Consider the following 16,705-nt stretch of genomic DNA (forward strand, 5'->3'; position numbering starts at 1 on the left):
AAGACCATAATGACCGAAATGAACAAAACCTTCTCTGACTGAATATTTAATGTTTTAATGGAAGAAGGAAAGCTAGTTTGCTGCATGGCTGATCAGGCCAGTATGTAGTAAGGTAAAGGATAGCAATATTAGATGGAGGTTTAAGAATGACTATAGTTGGAACTGGACAAGCTGGAACGTTAGAATCTAGTGATATTTTGGTTACTGTATCTCCTGCTGAGAGTGGTAGCGGTATAATTCTTCAGTTGACAAGTCCCGTAATCAAACAATATGGGCGTCATATCGAGGAGTTTATTACAAGCTTGGCGCGTGAACAAGGATTGTCAGATGTAACCATTCATGCTAATGATAGGGGTGCATTAGACTGCACAATAGAAGCAAGAGTTTTAACTGCAATTGCTAGAAGTAAAGTAAAAGCTGTATAAGATTATTTTACAAGAGAGTTTTAAATTTTCACACGGGATGAGGAGGGGTTATTATGGAAAAATTGCGTAGAGCTATGATGTTTGTACCAGGCAATAATCCAGGCATGTTACAGAATGCTGGTATTTATAGAGCAGATACGGTTATTTTTGACGTAGAAGATTCTGTATTAATTAGTGAAAAAGATGCTGCAAGGCAATTGGTGCATAATGTAATTAAAACAGTAAAGTATCCTTGTGAGGTTGCTGTACGGATTAATCATATTACGACACCTTATGGTAAAGATGATTTAGCCGTTATTTTGCCTGCTAAGCCAGATTTGATTCGTCTGCCAAAGGCGGAAACGGCAGAAGAAATTAAGATAATTGATGAAATAATTTCAGAAGCAGAAGAGAAAAATGGTTTTGCCCATGGTTCCATTAAAATGATGGCTGCTATTGAAACAGCAAAAGGCCTAATGAAAGCTTACGAAATTTGTTCTGCTAGCCCTCGGATGGTAGCACTTGCCCTCGGCGCCGAAGATTTTCTTGCTGACTTAAAAACCACTAGAAGTTCTCACGGTAGTGAACTATTTGGTGCAAGATCCCAGATAATACTTGCAGCTCGTGCTGCTGGGGTGCAGGCCATTGATACAGTTTTTACTAATGTGAATGACGATGAAGCCTTCATTGCAGAAACGACTCGCATTAAAGAGATGGGGTTTGATGGTAAGTCTGTTATTAATCCAAGACAAATTAAAATGCTTTACAAAATATTTGCTCCCACTGAAAAGGAAATCGACTTAGCTGAACGAGTTCTTGCAGCCTATGAAGAAGCAAAAGCAAAGAACTCAGGAGTTATCGCATTAAACGGAAAAATGATCGATGTTCCAGTAGTCACTCGTGCCGAGAGAGTCATTGGCTATGCAAGGGCTCTTGGTTTACGAAAAGGGGGTTCGACAAATGATTAATAAAGCAGGTAGAGATATTCCTTTAGTAATACCAGGTTTTAAAGAAGTCAAATTGTATAATGGTGCATTTGGTGCTGTTCCTACAGGAAGGGTTGTAGGGCCTAAAATCACAGTCAATAAGCCTCGTTCGGAAAAAATAGTAAAATCCATTGACCAAGCTATTGAAGCTACTGGTCTAAAAAGCGGTATGACCATTTCTTTTCACCATCACTTCCGTAACGGTGACTATGTATTAAATATGGTTGTAGAAGCCATCGCTCGTAAAGGCATTAAGGATATCACGTTAGCTGCTAGTTCTCTTACAAGTACCCATGATGCAATTATTCCTTTTATTGAACAAGGCGTTATTACCGCTATTGAAACGAGTGGTGGTCGTGGTAAGCTAGGAGAATTGTTTACATCAGGAAAGTATTTGAAAAAGCCAGTACTCATTCGTTCTCATGGCGGACGTGCTAGAGCTATTGAAAGTGGAGAACTTGCTATTGACGTTGCTTTCATTGGCGCTCCAGCTTGTGATACCTATGGCAATATTAATGGTATTGAAGGCAAGTCAGCATGTGGTTCCATGGGTTATGCGATGTGTGATGCGACCTATGCAGATCAGGTTGTCGCTATTACAGATCATTTAGTACCTCATCCTTTATTTCCAATTAGCATTCCTCAGACCAATGTGGATTACATTGTGGAAGTCGATGCCATTGGTGATCCTAAGGGGATTGCCTCGGGTGCACTACGTATTAGTAGAGATCCTAAAGAACTTATTATTGCTGAATATGCGGCTAGTGTAATTGAGTATTCAGGATATTTTAAAAATGATTATTCTTTGCAATTAGGTAGTGGTGGTGCTTCTCTTGCAACCGCTCAATTTATTAAAGAAAAGATGATAGAGCAAGGTATAGTCGGCAGCTTTGGGGTTGGCGGTATTACAGCTCCTTTCATTGATATGCTAGAACAAGGATTATTTAAGACACTGTTTGATGTGCAGGATTTTGATATACCTTCTATCGATTCTTTGCGAAATAATCCGAATCACTTGGAAATGTCAGCATCTTATTATGCGAATCCTCATAACAGAGGACCGATTGTCAATAAGCTAGATGTAGTTATTTTAAGTGCGACAGAAGTAGATGTTGACTTTAACGTAAATGTTATTACTAATTCCAATGGTGTTATTATGGGGGCTTCTGGTGGTCATTGTGATACAGCAGCTGGTGCAGGTCTTTCAATTGTAGTAGCACCACTCCTTCGTGGTCGTTTGCCGATGGTTCTTGACCGGGTACACACTATTGTAACGCCTGGTGAAACGGTAGATGTTATTGTTACTGAGCGGGGGGTTGCTGTCAATCCAAACCGTAAAGATGTTCTTGAAAACTTAAAGGAAGCCAATATTCCTTTAATGTCCATTGAAGAATTACAGCATATTGCTTATAGTTTAACTGGGAAACCTGAAGCCATTCCTGTAACTGATGATATTGTAGGTGTGGTAGAGTATCGTGACGGTACGATACTTGATGTGATCCGAAAACCAGTATAAAATGGAAACCACCCTATGCAGGCAGGAACACGGTAATGTATGTGGAATGTTATGCAGTCATGGGGTGGTTTTTTTTGTGTAAAAAAAAGTTTAGTATATCACTGCAATATAAAATTATGTTATTGACGGTGGGAATGGTTTGTTTGGCCTTGATGATGGCTGGTGCACTTGTTACACAACATATTTATCAAGGCGTTCAGGAGAATGTTGGCGAACGCGCATTAGCTATAGGAAGATCTATTGCACAAATGCCGGAAGTCAAAAGAAACATTATTGATAATCATCCATCAGAAGTGTTGCAACCTATTGCAGAAGAAATACGTATTAAAACGGGTGCAGCCTTTATTGTAATATCAAATATGGAACAGATTCGTTTATCCCATCCGACTTCAAGTAATGTAGGTACGCCTTTGTCAAATCTATATCGTGATCCAGTTTTAGGCGGACAAGAGTATGTCTATATTGCTAAAGGGAGCTTGGCCCCCTCTCTAAGGGCAAACATACCAATCTTTTCGATAAATGATGCGACTAAGCAGATTGGTTTTGTATCTGTTGGTTTTTATGTTGATGATATTTACCATATGTTTTTAGAGGGCGCTCAGAATGTTTTTTATGCGCTACTAGTAGCCTTAGTGCTCAGTATTATTGGATCTGTTCTCGTTGCAAAGAATATAAAAAAAGCGATCTATGGTTTGGAACCCTACGAAATAGCTACCCTACTGAGAGAAAATGAGGCCACATTGCATGCTATACGGGAAGGGGTAGTAGCAGTTGACGTCAAGGGACATGTACGAGTCATTAACAATGAAGCGGTAGCAATTATTGGGCGAAAAGCTGAAGAAATTTATGGGGAACCAATTACAAAGTTTATTACCCAGCTTCGCTTAGATTTTGTAATCGGAACAGGTACAGCATTATATGATCATGAGCAGCGGGTGAATGATATTATCATTTTATCTAATATTATTCCGACTATCGTAGAAGGTGTTGTAGTAGGGGCGGTAATTACCTTTCGGGATCGTACAGAAATATCCCGCTTAGCAGAAGAAATGACGGGAGTACATCGTTTTGTAGATGTTTTACGGGCACAAACTCATGAGTTTAAAAATAAGTTACACGCAGTTGCAGGACTTATTCAACTGGGATCATATGAACAAGCCGTCGATTTAATTATTGAAAGTTATGCGAATAACCAGAGTGAATTTGAAAAAATGCGCTATAATATTAAAGATGCTGTTACCTTTGGCCTGTTAGTAGGGAAGATGAGCCGCGCTAGAGAACTAGGTATCCAATTTGTGATAACGCCGGATACAACTATGCAGACCTTACCGGGTCAGCTTACTAGTGGAGATATGGTGATTATATTAGGTAATCTAATTGAAAATGCTACAGAAGCTGTAACGATTGCTAAGACTAAGAAGATATTACTTTGCATTAAAGAGAAAAAGGCAGGAGTTCAAATAACTGTACAAAACTCTGGGGCATGGATTGATGAAGAACTAGGAGATAGCATCTATGTACGGGGGATTTCAGGTAAAGGCAGTAATAGAGGGTATGGCTTGGCCTTAGTATCAGAAAAGGTGCTTCTAAATAATGGAGTAGTCTCCCATTCGAACTTACCAGCAGGCGGCGTGGAATTTAAGGTGTGGATTCCGTATAATAGTAAAGGTGACAGATATGAAGAAAATTAAAGTATTGATTGTAGAAGACGATCCAATGGTTGCTGATATTAATAAAAGGTTTACGGAGGCAGTGGATGGTTTTACGGTAGTTGGTATTGCCGATAATGGTACAAAGGCAATAGACATGGCGAATAAGCTGCATCCTGATTTAATCATACTCGATATTTATATGCCAGAAGTTGACGGTATGGGTGTATTAGCCTCACTACGAAAACGAGATATAGAAGTGGATGTTATTTTAATTACGGCAGCGAATGATAGCGATATGATTAGTAAGGTTATGCGCTCGGGGGTAATTGATTATATTATAAAACCATTCAAATTTGATCGTTATCGTAATACATTAGAGGCATACCGAGATTTTAATAGTAAGATAGTAGAACAAGATAGCTTTAGTCAGGTAGAACTTGATAAGTTTTTTTCCGCGAAAATGGCAAAGGCTAGCTCTCATTTGCCTAAGAATATGCATGGGCAGACATTGGATTCCGTTATTGATTTACTAAGTTGTCAATCAGAAGCTTTATCCGCTGATGATGTAGCAGGCCAAGTAGGAATTTCTAGAGTGACTGCTAGGCGTTATTTAGATTATCTAGTAGTTGAAGGTAAACTTCAAATGCTGCTTGAATATATGCCTGTAGGAAGACCGATTCATCGGTTCAAAATGAGATAATATAATGCAGGTATAGACTGATGGTTTCCGATTGGAAGGATAGCTGGTTTTGTATAAAAAATGTTAGAGAGATAATATCAAAAAGACGGCTGCTTTGAGACTTTCAAAGCAGCCGTCTTTTTGATATAGTTAGGGTACTATTCGGGCAAGAAGAGGGGATACAAAATGGGGCACATTGGTAATAGTGACCGAGAATATCGTTTGTTGCAACAACGCTTGGACTATAATATAACCGGAGCACCCTATTCGCCAGTGTTTATTGCAATACTAAAACTATTATTTTCTACAGAAGAAGCTGAGCTTGCCAGGCAAATTCCTCTGCGTCCTACTTCTCTTACAGTTTTAGCATGTAAGCTTGGTATTCCAGTAGAATCATTAAAGTATAAAATAACAATTATGGCAGAGCGAGGTTTAGTTTTTGATTTAGAATACAAGGGAGAATGTTATGTAGTCTTAGCGCCTGTCGTGATTGGGTTTTTTGAATTTATTTTTATGCGAACGCGCGATGAATTACCGATGAAGGAGCTCGCAGAGCTTTTTGATCAATATATGTTTCAAGATGATCGTTTTGCTCATAGTATATTCGAAGAGAGCACCCAATTAGGGAGATCCTTAGTTCGTGAAGAAGCAATATTTGAAGATGATTATACTGAGGTTCTAGATTGGGAGAAAGCAAGCTTAGTGATTACCTCTGCAAAAACCATTGGTTTATCTTTATGTGCCTGTCGTCATAAGGCCAGTCATCTGGGGAAAAGTTGCAGCGCCCCGCAAAAGACCTGTATGACATTTGGTAACAGCGCAGAGTTATTAATCAAAAAAGGAATGGCTGAGCCAATTACAACAGCTGTTTCTATGATGATTCTAGAACAATGTAAAACTGCTGGCTTAGTACAAATTGCTGACAATGTACAAAAAAATGTAGGATTTCTTTGTAACTGTTGCGGCTGTTGCTGTGGGATGCTACAGTCTATGAAAAATTTCAACATGGGTCACGCCGTAGTTACTTCCAATTGGGTAGTCCAAATCAATAATCAGAAATGTATAGGCTGTAATTCATGTGTAAAAGCTTGCCCACTAGGAGTAATTAGTTTGGTAAAAGGGCAGCAAACAAATAAGCATAAAAAGGCGGTCTACGAAGAAGATTTATGCTTAGGTTGTGGTGTTTGTGTAACTACCTGTAAATTTGGCTGCATTCAAATGAAACCTCGGGAAAAACGAGTGCTTGTACCAGAAACAACCTTTGATCGAATGATTGCTATGGCTATCGAGCGGGGGAAGCTATCTCATTTTATCTTTGATGATCCTTCCCGTTTCAGCCATCGTGCCTTGGGGCGAATTGCTTCCGTCATCGAGAAATCTCCCCCTGTAAAAGCATTAATGGCGATTGAGTCGATTAAATCAGTATTTTGCCGAAGTATTATAGCAGGTGCAAAGAAATATACATAGAGCAAACCAATAGGTTATCGGGTAGAGCTTAACTTTTAGGAGGTGTTTATCTTGGAGATCACTCGTAAAGAAATAAAACAAGCTATAGAGGAAAACATTATCTCACAGGAACAGGGAGATAAATTATGGAAGTTATGGGATGAACGGCAGATTAATGAGCCGAAATTTCAACTTTCCCACTTAGCCTATTATTTTGGTGCCCTTCTAGTTATTTCAGCCATGGGTTGGTTTATGAATAATACTTGGAATCAATTTGGTGGTATGGGGATTTTTTCCATTGCAGTACTTTATGCAGTTTGTTTCACTGGCATAGGAAAGATGCTATGGGAAAAGAAGGGGCTCAGGGTTGCGGCAGGCTTACTGATTGTCATGGCAGTATGTATGACGCCGTTGGCTATTTTTGGTTTAGAGCGGGCTCTAGGGTGGTGGCCTCATTCTGAGCCTGGTAATTATCGCAGCTTTTATCATTGGATTCGTGGTGGCTGGTGCTTCATAGAAGTGGGAACCATTGCTAGTGCTTGTATTGCCTTACGATTTTTTTCATTTCCTTTGCTAACTGCACCTTTATATATTATCTTATACTTTTTATCAATGGATATAACGCCACTTTTATTTGGGGTGGAGCATAATTGGGTTATTACCCGCTGGGTGTCCTTGTTTTTTGGTTTGACAATGATAGTCATCTCTATGCTTGTTGACTATCGCTGCCAGAGGAAGATTTATCAAGGAGACTATGCTTTTTGGGGATATTTATTTGGAACATTAGCTTTTTGGTCCGGACTTACTTTTCTTGATAGCAATAATGAATGGTCTAGGATTGCCTATTGTTTGATTAACCTTGGTTTACTAGTATTGGGGATATTATTACGACGTAAGGTTTTCCTTGTATTTGGTACAATAGGCGTGAATGGGTATATTGGACATTTAGCTTATCGTGTGTTTAACGATTCCGTGTGGTTTCCCTTTATTTTAAGCTTTGTTGGAATTGGAATTATTTATCTTGGTGTTATTTATAATAAAAAGCAAGATAAAATACAGGCCTTCCTCAGGGGAAGGGTACCAGAAAAAATTAGGCGGTTTTTGCCAGAATGAAAAAATTACCCATCGAAGATATTTTACTTGAATTACAGACAAAATTAAGCACTTCTAAAAATATTGTTCTCGTGGCGCCACCAGGAGCAGGGAAAACTACACGGATTCCCTTGGCTTTATTAGATGAGCCCTGGCTTTCGGGGCAACGAATTTTACTATTAGAACCCCGCCGTTTAGCGGCTCGATCAGCTGCTCGTTATATAGCGGCCTTGTTAGGAGAGCAAGTAGGAGAAACTGTCGGTTACCGAGTTCGGCTAGATACTTGTGTTGGTCCGAAGACTCGAATCGAGGTAATTACAGAAGGAATTTTGACTCGTCTATTACATAGGGATCCTTCTCTTGAAAATGTCGGTATTGTAATTTTTGATGAGTTTCATGAACGAAGTATACATGCAGATCTGGGATTAGCATTGTGTTTGCAGTCCCAGGCACTGCTGCGAGAAGAATTAAAACTTTTGGTGATGTCGGCGACGTTAGATACTACTCCAGTATCTTCCATCCTTGGAGATGCACCCGTCGTTATCAGTGAAGGAAAATCATATCCTGTAGAGACGTATTATAATAAGCGTCCTATTGAGGGACATATAGAGCTAGCTGTTGTTCGCAAAGTGCAAGAGGTTCTTTTAGCTGAACAAGGAGATATATTAGTTTTTTTGCCAGGTGTAAGGGAAATTCGTAGAGTAGAGTCTCAGCTTTTGGCAATGGTAAATGAGAATGAGGTATTTATATATAAGCTTTATGGTACCTTACCACAAGAAGAACAAGATGTAGCTTTATTACCAGCACCCGCTGGAAAACGAAAAGTAGTATTAGCTACTTCTATTGCTGAAACGAGTATTACGGTACAAGGAGTAGGGATTGTTATTGATAGTGGTCTGATGCGGGTATCTCGCTTTTCGCCAGGTACAGGAATGACCCATTTAGAAACGGTAAAGGTCAGTCGGGCTGCTGCTGATCAACGGCGTGGACGGGCAGGGCGTTTAACTTCAGGTATTTGTTACCGATTATGGACGCCTCAAGAAGACTTAACTCACAGGGCGGGAAACACGCCAGAAATTTTGGAGGCAGATCTTACAGCTTTAGCTTTGGAACTTGCCTTATGGGGTATAGAAGATCCAGAGGAGTTATTGTGGCTTGATCCGCCGCCTAAGGGAGCTATTGCGCAAGCGAGGGAGTTATTACAACAATTAGGTGCTTTATCGAGTACAGGGCGTATTACTGCCCATGGTCAACAAATAGCTGAGGTGGGAATTCATCCTCGCCTAAGTCATATGATTTTGAAGGGCAAATCCTTAGGATATGGGAAATTAGCTTGTGAGATTGCTGCATTACTCAGTCAAAGGGATTTATTCCAAAATGATAAAAGTATGCCTGATGCTGATTTGCGTTTACGTATTGAGGTACTGCATGGTGGAAAGAAAGCGGGAATTGTTGGTCCTTCAGGGTATAAAATTGATTCTAAACTCTATCAGCGAATTCAGGTTGAAATTCGTCATTGGACTCAGCTATTTTCCATTTCAGATGAGGATACTGATGATATTAGTGCTTGCGGAGTCTTACTGGCTTTTGCTTATCCAGACCGAATCGGTCAAGGGAGAGGAGATGGAAGATTTCTCTTACGAAATGGTCGTGGGGCTACGTTTATTGGTCCCCAATCTTTAGCGCAAGAGCCCTACTTGGTGGCAGCCGAGTTAGGGGGAGATCAGCAGCGGGATAATCGTATTTTTCTCGGAAGTTCGATTGATGTGAAAGAAATACGTCAGTATTTTAACGAACAGATTGAGGTTCAAGAAGATATTAGCTGGGATCACGAAGCGCAGATAGTGAGAGCAAGGCGCTATGAGAAACTCGGTGCCTTGATTCTAGAAAATACTCCGATTGTAGGTTGTGATCCAGCAAAGTTAGCAACAGCTTTATTAGAAGGAATTCGAGAAGAAGGACTGAAAATTCTTCCATGGACAAAGGCCGCCTTACAACTCCGCCAACGGCTTGCGTTTATGCATTCCTGCCAGCCTAACTGGCCGAATGTATCAGAGGAAGCTTTACTAGCTACCTTAGAGGATTGGTTAGGACCTTATCTATATGGTAAGGCCAATCCAAATCGGATTGAAGGGCTAAATTTAGTATTAGTACTTAGATCGATGCTCACTTGGGAGCAAGGGCAGCAGCTTGATAATTGGGCCCCAACACATATTGCTGTTCCGAGTGGTCAACGTATACCTATTGATTACAGCCAGACTTCTATTCCTGTGCTAGCTGTGCGTTTGCAAGAAATGTTTGGTTTAGAAGAAACCCCTCGAATCGGGCAAGGTAAGGTAGCCCTTACGCTTCACCTGCTATCACCTGCTCATCGCCCCATTCAAATTACCCAAGACCTTGCAAGTTTTTGGAAAAATGCTTATTTCGAAGTGAAAAAGGATTTAATGGGACGTTATCCGAAACACGCCTGGCCTGAAGATCCTCTACAAGCGATGCCAACTCACCGCACTCATGTTCATTTAAAAAAAGATAATTGAACATTAAGTTTGCTTAGATGAGATTTGTTCATGTCTGTTTTGAACAAAATGACCAAAAGGAACAAAAGGTTCTTCCTACCTGGAATTCATGCTAGTATTAACATGAATTTTCGAAAAATGTAAAGGTAGGAGTGTTATTTTGAATAAAAAAATTGCAGCTTTATTGACAGTTGGGCTTGTAATAGCGCTATGGTTTATACCTGTACCTGCAGGCTTAAAACCTCAAGCTTGGCATTTATTCTCCATCTTCATGGGTACAGTGGTTGGTTTTATTTTGCAACCTATCGAGGCGGGTTCTGTAGCCCTAATTGCTATGGTAATGGTAGCATTGACGAATACCATAAAATTTACAGAAGTATTAACAGCTTTTAGTGGCTCTACTGTATGGTTAATTGTTTCTGCATTTATTCTTGCGCGGGCATTTATTATTACGGGCCTAGGTAAACGTATTGCTTACTTAGTTATGCGATCATTTGGTGATAGCAGTCTGAAGTTAGTATATTCTTTAGTGATTAGTGATGTAATTATTGGACCAGCGATCCCTTCTAACTCGGCTAGGTCGGGGGGGCTGGTTTTCCCTATTGTGGCCAGTTTGTGCCAAGCTTTTGATTCTCATCCAGGGACGTCCTCTAGAAGAATCGGTGCTTTTCTAATGACATCTGTATTCCACATTGACTTTGTTGTATCAGCTATGTTTTTGACGGCCATGGTAGGCAATCCCATTGCTGCCGAATTGGCCAAAAAGATTTTAAATGTTGATATCACATGGATGAGTTGGTTCATAGCAGCAGTTGTTCCAGGCGTTGTAGCCCTTATTGCAATTCCGTATGTACTTTATAAAATTTATCCGCCAGAAATTAAAAACACTCCGGAAGCAAAAGAAATGGCCAATAAAGTATTACAAGAAATGGGTCCTATCTCAAAAGGCGAAAAAATTATGTTGGCTGTATTCATTGGTTTGCTTGTGTTATGGGCAACCGCTGAATTTACCAAACTTAATGGTACCTTGATTGCCTTTATGGGACTTTGTGTGCTGCTTATGACCAAAGTTCTTACATGGGATCATGTGATCAAAGAAACAAAAGCATGGGATACCCTAGTGTGGGTAGGTAGTGTTATTTTAATGTCAGATTACTTAAATAAAACAGGTTTTATTCCCTGGTTTGCCAAGATACTAGAGAATCAAATGGTAGGGGTCAGCATGATTACGGCTATTGTATTGTCTTTTGCCATTTACTTATATAGTCATTATTTCTTCGCTAGTATGTCAGCTCATATTACATCTATGTATGGAGCTTTGATTACTCTTGGGGTTGCAGCAGGTGCACCGCCTTTTATTTCAGCATTTGTTGTAGCCATGGCTTCAAATATTTGTGGATGCTTAACTCATTTTGGCTCAGGTCCGTCACCCGTTTATTTTGGTGCAGGTTATGTTGATCAAAAAACTTGGTGGAAACTTGGTTTTGTTGTATCGATCCTGCATATTATTATTTGGGTCGGTGTCGGTGGTGTATGGTGGAAAATTCTTGGGTATTGGTAAAATTGAATTAGAATATAAAGATAATGATGCGATGCATAGTAAAGAAGCCACTTAAACGATAAGTTAAGTGGCTTCTTTTTTGCGGAATCAGAAAGTATAACACTTTCTTGATTCCAAGTAAGAACGACTAAGGCTTCTGCCTGCGTCTGAGGACTTGGCCTAAGCCAAGTCTTTTCTTAACCTTAAAGCTGAACCATCTTATAATATCTTTTTTAAGATTGCATAAGATATAATATCACTGACATTTTCAACAAAAGGAATGTTGCTTGGGTTGCGGCTTGCAATAGCGCCACGTAAGATTACAGGAGTCAAATCAAGGTCAAGGGCACCTCGGTAAGTAGACAAGACGCAGAACTCTGCGCAATAGCCTGTGATAACAAGAGTATCAATATTCTGTTGCCTTAGTAACTCCTCTAAAGGTGTTTTATTAAAAGCATTACCATAGGTTTTGTGAATATGAGGATCAGTTGGCAAGATGGAAAGAGAATCTGGTAAGTCAAATCCTTCTGTGCCTGGTAAAAGTCCATTTTCTTTCACCATGTGTTGAATACAAATAATGGGTAATCCTTTTTGCCTAAATAAATCAATTCCAGCATTGATTTGTATAATGGCTTTATTGAGGGAATGACTTGTTTCAGGATCTTTAAAGAATGCTTTTTGCACATCAATGACTAAAAGAGCAGGCTTCATGAAAAGACACCTTCTTCTTATAAAATTTTATAGTATAATATACGACAATGATATTTCCAGTCCTGCCAAAATAATGGGTTTATTTTTTATTCTTCTAATAATACTAGAGTTAATGTGGCTTTTTTATTCAGAATTATTATGGGTGAAATATAATAAGTATGTTATAATTTTGTAATAAGGATTAAATAGTAGTTGTTATTAAGAAATAGATTAAAAGAAAAATATGGAGGTTTCAAATGGAAGAAGTTATGAATGCAGTAACTCATGGGATAGGTACTTTGCTAGCCGTTGCGGGATTAGTTTTATTAACAGTATTTGCTTACTTGAATGGGAGAATTTGGCATATCGTTAGTTTTAGTATTTATGGTACCACGTTAGTGTTACTATATTTAGCTTCCACACTCTACCATAGTTTTACGAACGAGCGAGTCAAAAGAATTTTTAAGATATTGGACCATTCAGCTATTTATTTGCTAATAGCAGGGACCTATACGCCCTTTACTTTAGTACCTTTGCATGGTGTTCTGGGCTGGACTGTATTTAGTTTGGTTTGGGGATTGGCGATCATTGGAATTGTCCTAAAGGTTTTTTTTGTAGGACGCTATAAGGTTTTATCAACATTGTGTTATCTTGGCATGGGTTGGTTTATTGTCTTTGCAATTAAACCTTTGCTTGCTACTGTGCCGGCATTAGGTATGATTTGGTTATTTGCTGGTGGTTTATTTTATACATTAGGCAGTGTTTTTTATCTTTGGAAAAGGCTTCCTTATAATCATGCAATATGGCACTTGTTTGTTTTAGCGGGCAGCATATCACATTTTATTGCAGTATTTTTCTATATTCTTCCTATTCCTCTTCATTCATAATTGTAGATATTTACTCAATATTGAAAAATATGGAGATACCTGATTGTTAAAAGAAGGTGAATTACTGTTACAGATAGAATTTAATTTGACCTTGAAAATTGCATAGGGGGGAGAGCAATGAAGAATAGACTTGAAAGTAAAGAAGAATTTTTATGTAAAATAAATAAGCCTGACTCCAAATTGCTGGGGAAAAAGGGTTATTGCTGTTCTCTCGATAAAGATAGTGGCGGTGTAAGATATGCCTTCCATGTATCTACTAGGAAAATTATTGAGGTCAATGATGCTTTTTTAGCATTACTTAAGTATAGTAGTGAAGATGTAACTGATTTATATGTAGAAGATATTATCGTTGCTGAACTGCAGGAGATCGAGTCTAATATTAATAAAATTCTAAACTATGGTTTGACCGAGATTAGCCTGCGCCAATATCGCTGCAAAGATGGGGACATGTTGTTTGTTGAAAGTTCTTTTGAAATAGTTAATTTATACAATGAACAGTATTTGGTGGCAACCATTAAGGACGTAACAGAGTGGCAACAATTACAAAATCGTTTACGATTAGCGGCACAGGTATTTGAGAGTGCCAGCGATGGTATCCTTGTTACAGATGTGGAAGGGGTTATTCAATTTGCCAATCCAGCCTTTCTAAAAAATACAGGATATTCACTAGAAGAAATTATGGGCCTAACGCCGCGTATCTTAAAGTCTGGCATACATTCAGATGAGCTTTACCATGAGATGTGGCATTCCCTACAAAAGAATGGGCAGTGGAAAGGCGAGATCAACAATAAACGGAAAAACGGCGAAATCTACTCTGAGTGGTTAGTAGTAGATGCGATTAAAAATGACTTAGGTCAAATTACTATGTATTCTGGAATATTTAGAGACTTATCAGAACGTATGAAATACGAGGAAAAGATAAAGTTTCATGCTTATCATGATGGGCTAACAGGTTTGCCCAATCGCATATTATTTTACGAAAAGATGAGCCAATGTTTTAATGCTGCTAAACGTTATCGTCATATTATGGGTGTGATGTATGTCGATCTAGATGGTTTTAAATATGTAAATGATACCTTTGGTCATGATAAAGGTGATTTATTGCTGCAAGCAGTTGCCTTAGGCTTAAAAGAATGTGTTCGTGAAAGTGACATTGTAGCCCGGATGGGTGGCGATGAATTTACCATAATCTTACCGGAAATGGCGAGGTATCAGGAGGCAGAAGTTGTAGCTAAAAAGATACAAGAAAGATTAAATCAGACATTTATTTTATTAGACTGTGCTGTCAAAATTTCTAGTAGCATTGGAGTGAGTATTTTTCCTAAGGATGGAGAGGATGCAGACACTTTAATCAAAAAGGCGGATAATGCTATGTATCAAGCCAAAGCAGCAGGTAAGAATACTTATCGTTTTTCTAATAATGGATAATGAATTAAATGTTTTACTGCAGTTGAGGACGATTTTAAATGGGGTGGCACCTGATGAAAGAAACGTTAAGAGAATTTTGTAAATCAATTGGTATTGAATCTATGGGGATCGCTCCTACCGGGCCTTATGTGGAATTACAACAAATTCTAAAAGAAAGAATTTCAAAGGGGCGGTTTACGGAATTTGAAGAGCAAGAACTACAGGTAAGGGTAAACCCTCAGTTAACAATGGACAGTGTGCAATCTATTATCGTCTGTTTATTCCCTTATTATCCAGGGGAAAAAAAAGCAGCAAATGTAGCTAAATACACCTACTCTGTTGATTATCATAGGATTATAAGAAGGAAGTTAGAGGAAGTTGGTGATTTCCTAGGAAAAAAAATACCAGGATTCGAATATAAGGCCTATGTTGATAATGGACCGCTAGTAGATCGGTACCTTGCTTATATAGCAGGACTTGGCTTCTACGGATTAAATAGCCATATTATTACTGATGCATATGGTTCTTATGTTTTCATTGGCTATATCCTTACGAATTATCCATTTGAGACAGATATACCCTTAAAGCGGACCTGTATGAAATGCGGAGCGTGTAAAAAAGCATGTCCAGGTTCAAGTATTCTTGGCGCTAATGGAATAGATCCAAGGACTTGCCGCTCTTATTTAACACAGAAAAAAGGTGAGTTGACGAGGCTGGAAATCGACGTGATCAGAAAAACAAACCTAGTTTTTGGTTGTGATAGCTGTCAAGAGGTATGTCCCCATAATGCCGGGATTGCATTGTCAAATATAGAAGAGTTTCAAGAAGATAGAATGGAAGAGCTAAACTATGATGAATTGGTAGGGATATCTAATAAGGAATTTATGCGAAGATATGGTAATCGTGCCTTTAGTTGGCGGGGCAGAAAATTGCTTGTTAGAAATTTTGAGTATCTGAAAGACAGCTAAAGACTCCCACTTAATGAAGTAGGAGTCTTTAGTTGTTTTTTAGATAAGGTTTGTGATTCCTTCGGCTCTGAGAAGAGTAGCTACTGATGCTACATCTTGGGCGGTAGCATCAGGTACGTCATCTAAACTATATTTCATTTGTAAAGCCTGCCACTTTTGCCGCCCTAAGGAATGATAAGGTAGTAATTCAACGGTAATGGGAGCTGGTAAGGAGTGAATTAGGTTAGCTAATGCTACTATATCTTCATTTGTTGTTGTAATTCCTGGAAGAACGACATAGCGCAATGTTACTGGGATATGCTCTGTGAGATATTTTAAATTGCTAAGAATTTGCTCGTTATCAAATCCAGCTAACCAACGGTGTTTTTCTGGATTTACAGCTTTAATACTAAATAGTGCTGCATTGGTATAGGGCAAAATATCGGTAATGTTTTGCTTATCATAATATCCTGCAGTATCAATGGTGGTATGAATGGTATGTTTTTGGCAGGCTGCAAAAAGTTCAGCTACAAATTGGGATTGCAACAAAGGCTCCCCACCGCTTACAGTAATGCCTCCCTTGGAACCATCATAAAAGTGACGATAGTGTAGTAAATCAGACAGCACTTTCTCTGTGCTAATTACTTTACAACCTTTTTGCCAGGTATCGGGATTATGACAGAAACGGCAGCGTAATTGGCAACCTGATAAAAATAAAACATAGCGGATGCCTCGTCCATCTACTGTTCCAAAATGCTCAATGGAATGGTAATAGCCTTGCATAAGAAATACCCCCTAGTTATTATGAAAACCACAAAGACACAATGCTGCTATCGCAGCACACAAAGGGAATTGATGGAACCCTTTTTAGAGTATCCTTTTTCCAATCTTTGTGCCCTCTGTGTCTTTGTGGTTCAAATAGTGATCTATGTTTTCTCTTGCT

14 protein-coding genes are annotated in these 16,705 nt (G+C 39.0%); 12 read left to right on the forward strand and 2 right to left on the reverse strand.

Annotated features, from left to right (window positions below; genetic code table 11):
• The first annotated feature begins 146 nt into the window (after positions 1-146).
• The 9 genes from citD to UFO1_RS02120 all read left to right on the forward strand — a co-directional run bounded on the left by citD (position 147) and on the right by UFO1_RS02120 (position 11,852).
• A complete protein-coding gene (gene citD, locus UFO1_RS02080) occupies positions 147-425 on the forward strand; it encodes a citrate lyase acyl carrier protein (RefSeq protein ID WP_038667318.1) in 279 nt (92 codons plus the stop codon).
• A 53-nt stretch (positions 426-478) separates the two neighbouring features.
• On the forward strand, positions 479-1,372 hold the full coding sequence (locus UFO1_RS02085; RefSeq protein ID WP_038667320.1) for an aldolase/citrate lyase family protein: 894 nt from the start codon (positions 479-481) through the stop codon (positions 1,370-1,372).
• On the forward strand, positions 1,365-2,906 hold the full coding sequence (citF, locus tag UFO1_RS02090; RefSeq protein ID WP_038667323.1) for a citrate lyase subunit alpha: 1,542 nt from the start codon (positions 1,365-1,367) through the stop codon (positions 2,904-2,906). The genes UFO1_RS02085 and citF overlap by 8 nt, the downstream gene beginning before the upstream one ends.
• 74 nt (positions 2,907-2,980) lie before the next feature.
• A complete protein-coding gene (locus tag UFO1_RS02095; protein WP_236639314.1) occupies positions 2,981-4,597 on the forward strand; it encodes a sensor histidine kinase in 1,617 nt (538 codons plus the stop codon).
• Complete coding sequence (locus UFO1_RS02100) at positions 4,584-5,258, forward strand: response regulator (RefSeq protein ID WP_038667326.1); 675 nt, start codon at positions 4,584-4,586, stop codon at positions 5,256-5,258. The genes UFO1_RS02095 and UFO1_RS02100 overlap by 14 nt, the downstream gene beginning before the upstream one ends.
• A gap of 165 nt (positions 5,259-5,423) precedes the next feature.
• Positions 5,424-6,704 carry an ATP-binding protein gene (locus tag UFO1_RS02105; RefSeq protein WP_038667329.1) on the forward strand — a complete coding sequence of 427 codons (1,281 nt, stop codon included), beginning with the start codon at positions 5,424-5,426 and terminating at the stop codon, positions 6,702-6,704.
• 42 nt (positions 6,705-6,746) lie between these two features.
• Positions 6,747-7,796: a DUF2157 domain-containing protein gene (locus UFO1_RS02110; RefSeq protein ID WP_236639315.1), complete on the forward strand. Its 1,050-nt coding sequence runs from the start codon at positions 6,747-6,749 to the stop codon at positions 7,794-7,796.
• On the forward strand, positions 7,793-10,312 hold the full coding sequence (hrpB, locus tag UFO1_RS02115) for an ATP-dependent helicase HrpB (protein WP_038667335.1): 2,520 nt from the start codon (positions 7,793-7,795) through the stop codon (positions 10,310-10,312). The genes UFO1_RS02110 and hrpB overlap by 4 nt, the downstream gene beginning before the upstream one ends.
• Before the next feature lie 139 nt (positions 10,313-10,451).
• Positions 10,452-11,852 carry an anion permease gene (locus UFO1_RS02120; protein ID WP_038667338.1) on the forward strand — a complete coding sequence of 467 codons (1,401 nt, stop codon included), beginning with the start codon at positions 10,452-10,454 and terminating at the stop codon, positions 11,850-11,852.
• Between the two features lie 198 nt (positions 11,853-12,050).
• Here UFO1_RS02120 and UFO1_RS02125 read toward each other — a convergent pair whose 3' ends face one another.
• Positions 12,051-12,542: a cysteine hydrolase family protein gene (locus UFO1_RS02125; RefSeq protein WP_038667341.1), complete on the reverse strand. Its 492-nt coding sequence runs from the start codon at positions 12,540-12,542 to the stop codon at positions 12,051-12,053.
• A gap of 236 nt (positions 12,543-12,778) precedes the next feature.
• Here UFO1_RS02125 and UFO1_RS02130 point away from each other — a divergent pair, with 236 nt between their 5' ends.
• From UFO1_RS02130 to queG, 3 genes are all read left to right on the forward strand, one after another.
• Complete coding sequence (locus tag UFO1_RS02130; RefSeq protein WP_038667344.1) at positions 12,779-13,408, forward strand: hemolysin III family protein; 630 nt, start codon at positions 12,779-12,781, stop codon at positions 13,406-13,408.
• Positions 13,409-13,525: 117 nt separating this feature from the next.
• On the forward strand, positions 13,526-14,836 hold the full coding sequence (locus UFO1_RS02135; protein ID WP_038667347.1) for a diguanylate cyclase domain-containing protein: 1,311 nt from the start codon (positions 13,526-13,528) through the stop codon (positions 14,834-14,836).
• 53 nt (positions 14,837-14,889) lie between these two features.
• Complete coding sequence (gene queG, locus UFO1_RS02140) at positions 14,890-15,783, forward strand: tRNA epoxyqueuosine(34) reductase QueG (protein ID WP_038667349.1); 894 nt, start codon at positions 14,890-14,892, stop codon at positions 15,781-15,783.
• Between the two features lie 39 nt (positions 15,784-15,822).
• Here the strand turns inward: queG and pflA are convergent, their stop codons facing one another.
• The gene (gene pflA / locus UFO1_RS02145) at positions 15,823-16,545 is read right to left on the reverse strand and encodes a pyruvate formate-lyase-activating protein (RefSeq protein ID WP_038667352.1); all 723 of its coding nucleotides are present in this window, start codon (positions 16,543-16,545) and stop codon (positions 15,823-15,825) included.
• Positions 16,546-16,705: the final 160 nt, after the last annotated feature.

Origin of the sequence: Pelosinus sp. UFO1 (assembly GCF_000725345.1) — a bacterium.
Classification (GTDB): domain Bacteria; phylum Bacillota; class Negativicutes; order DSM-13327; family DSM-13327; genus Pelosinus.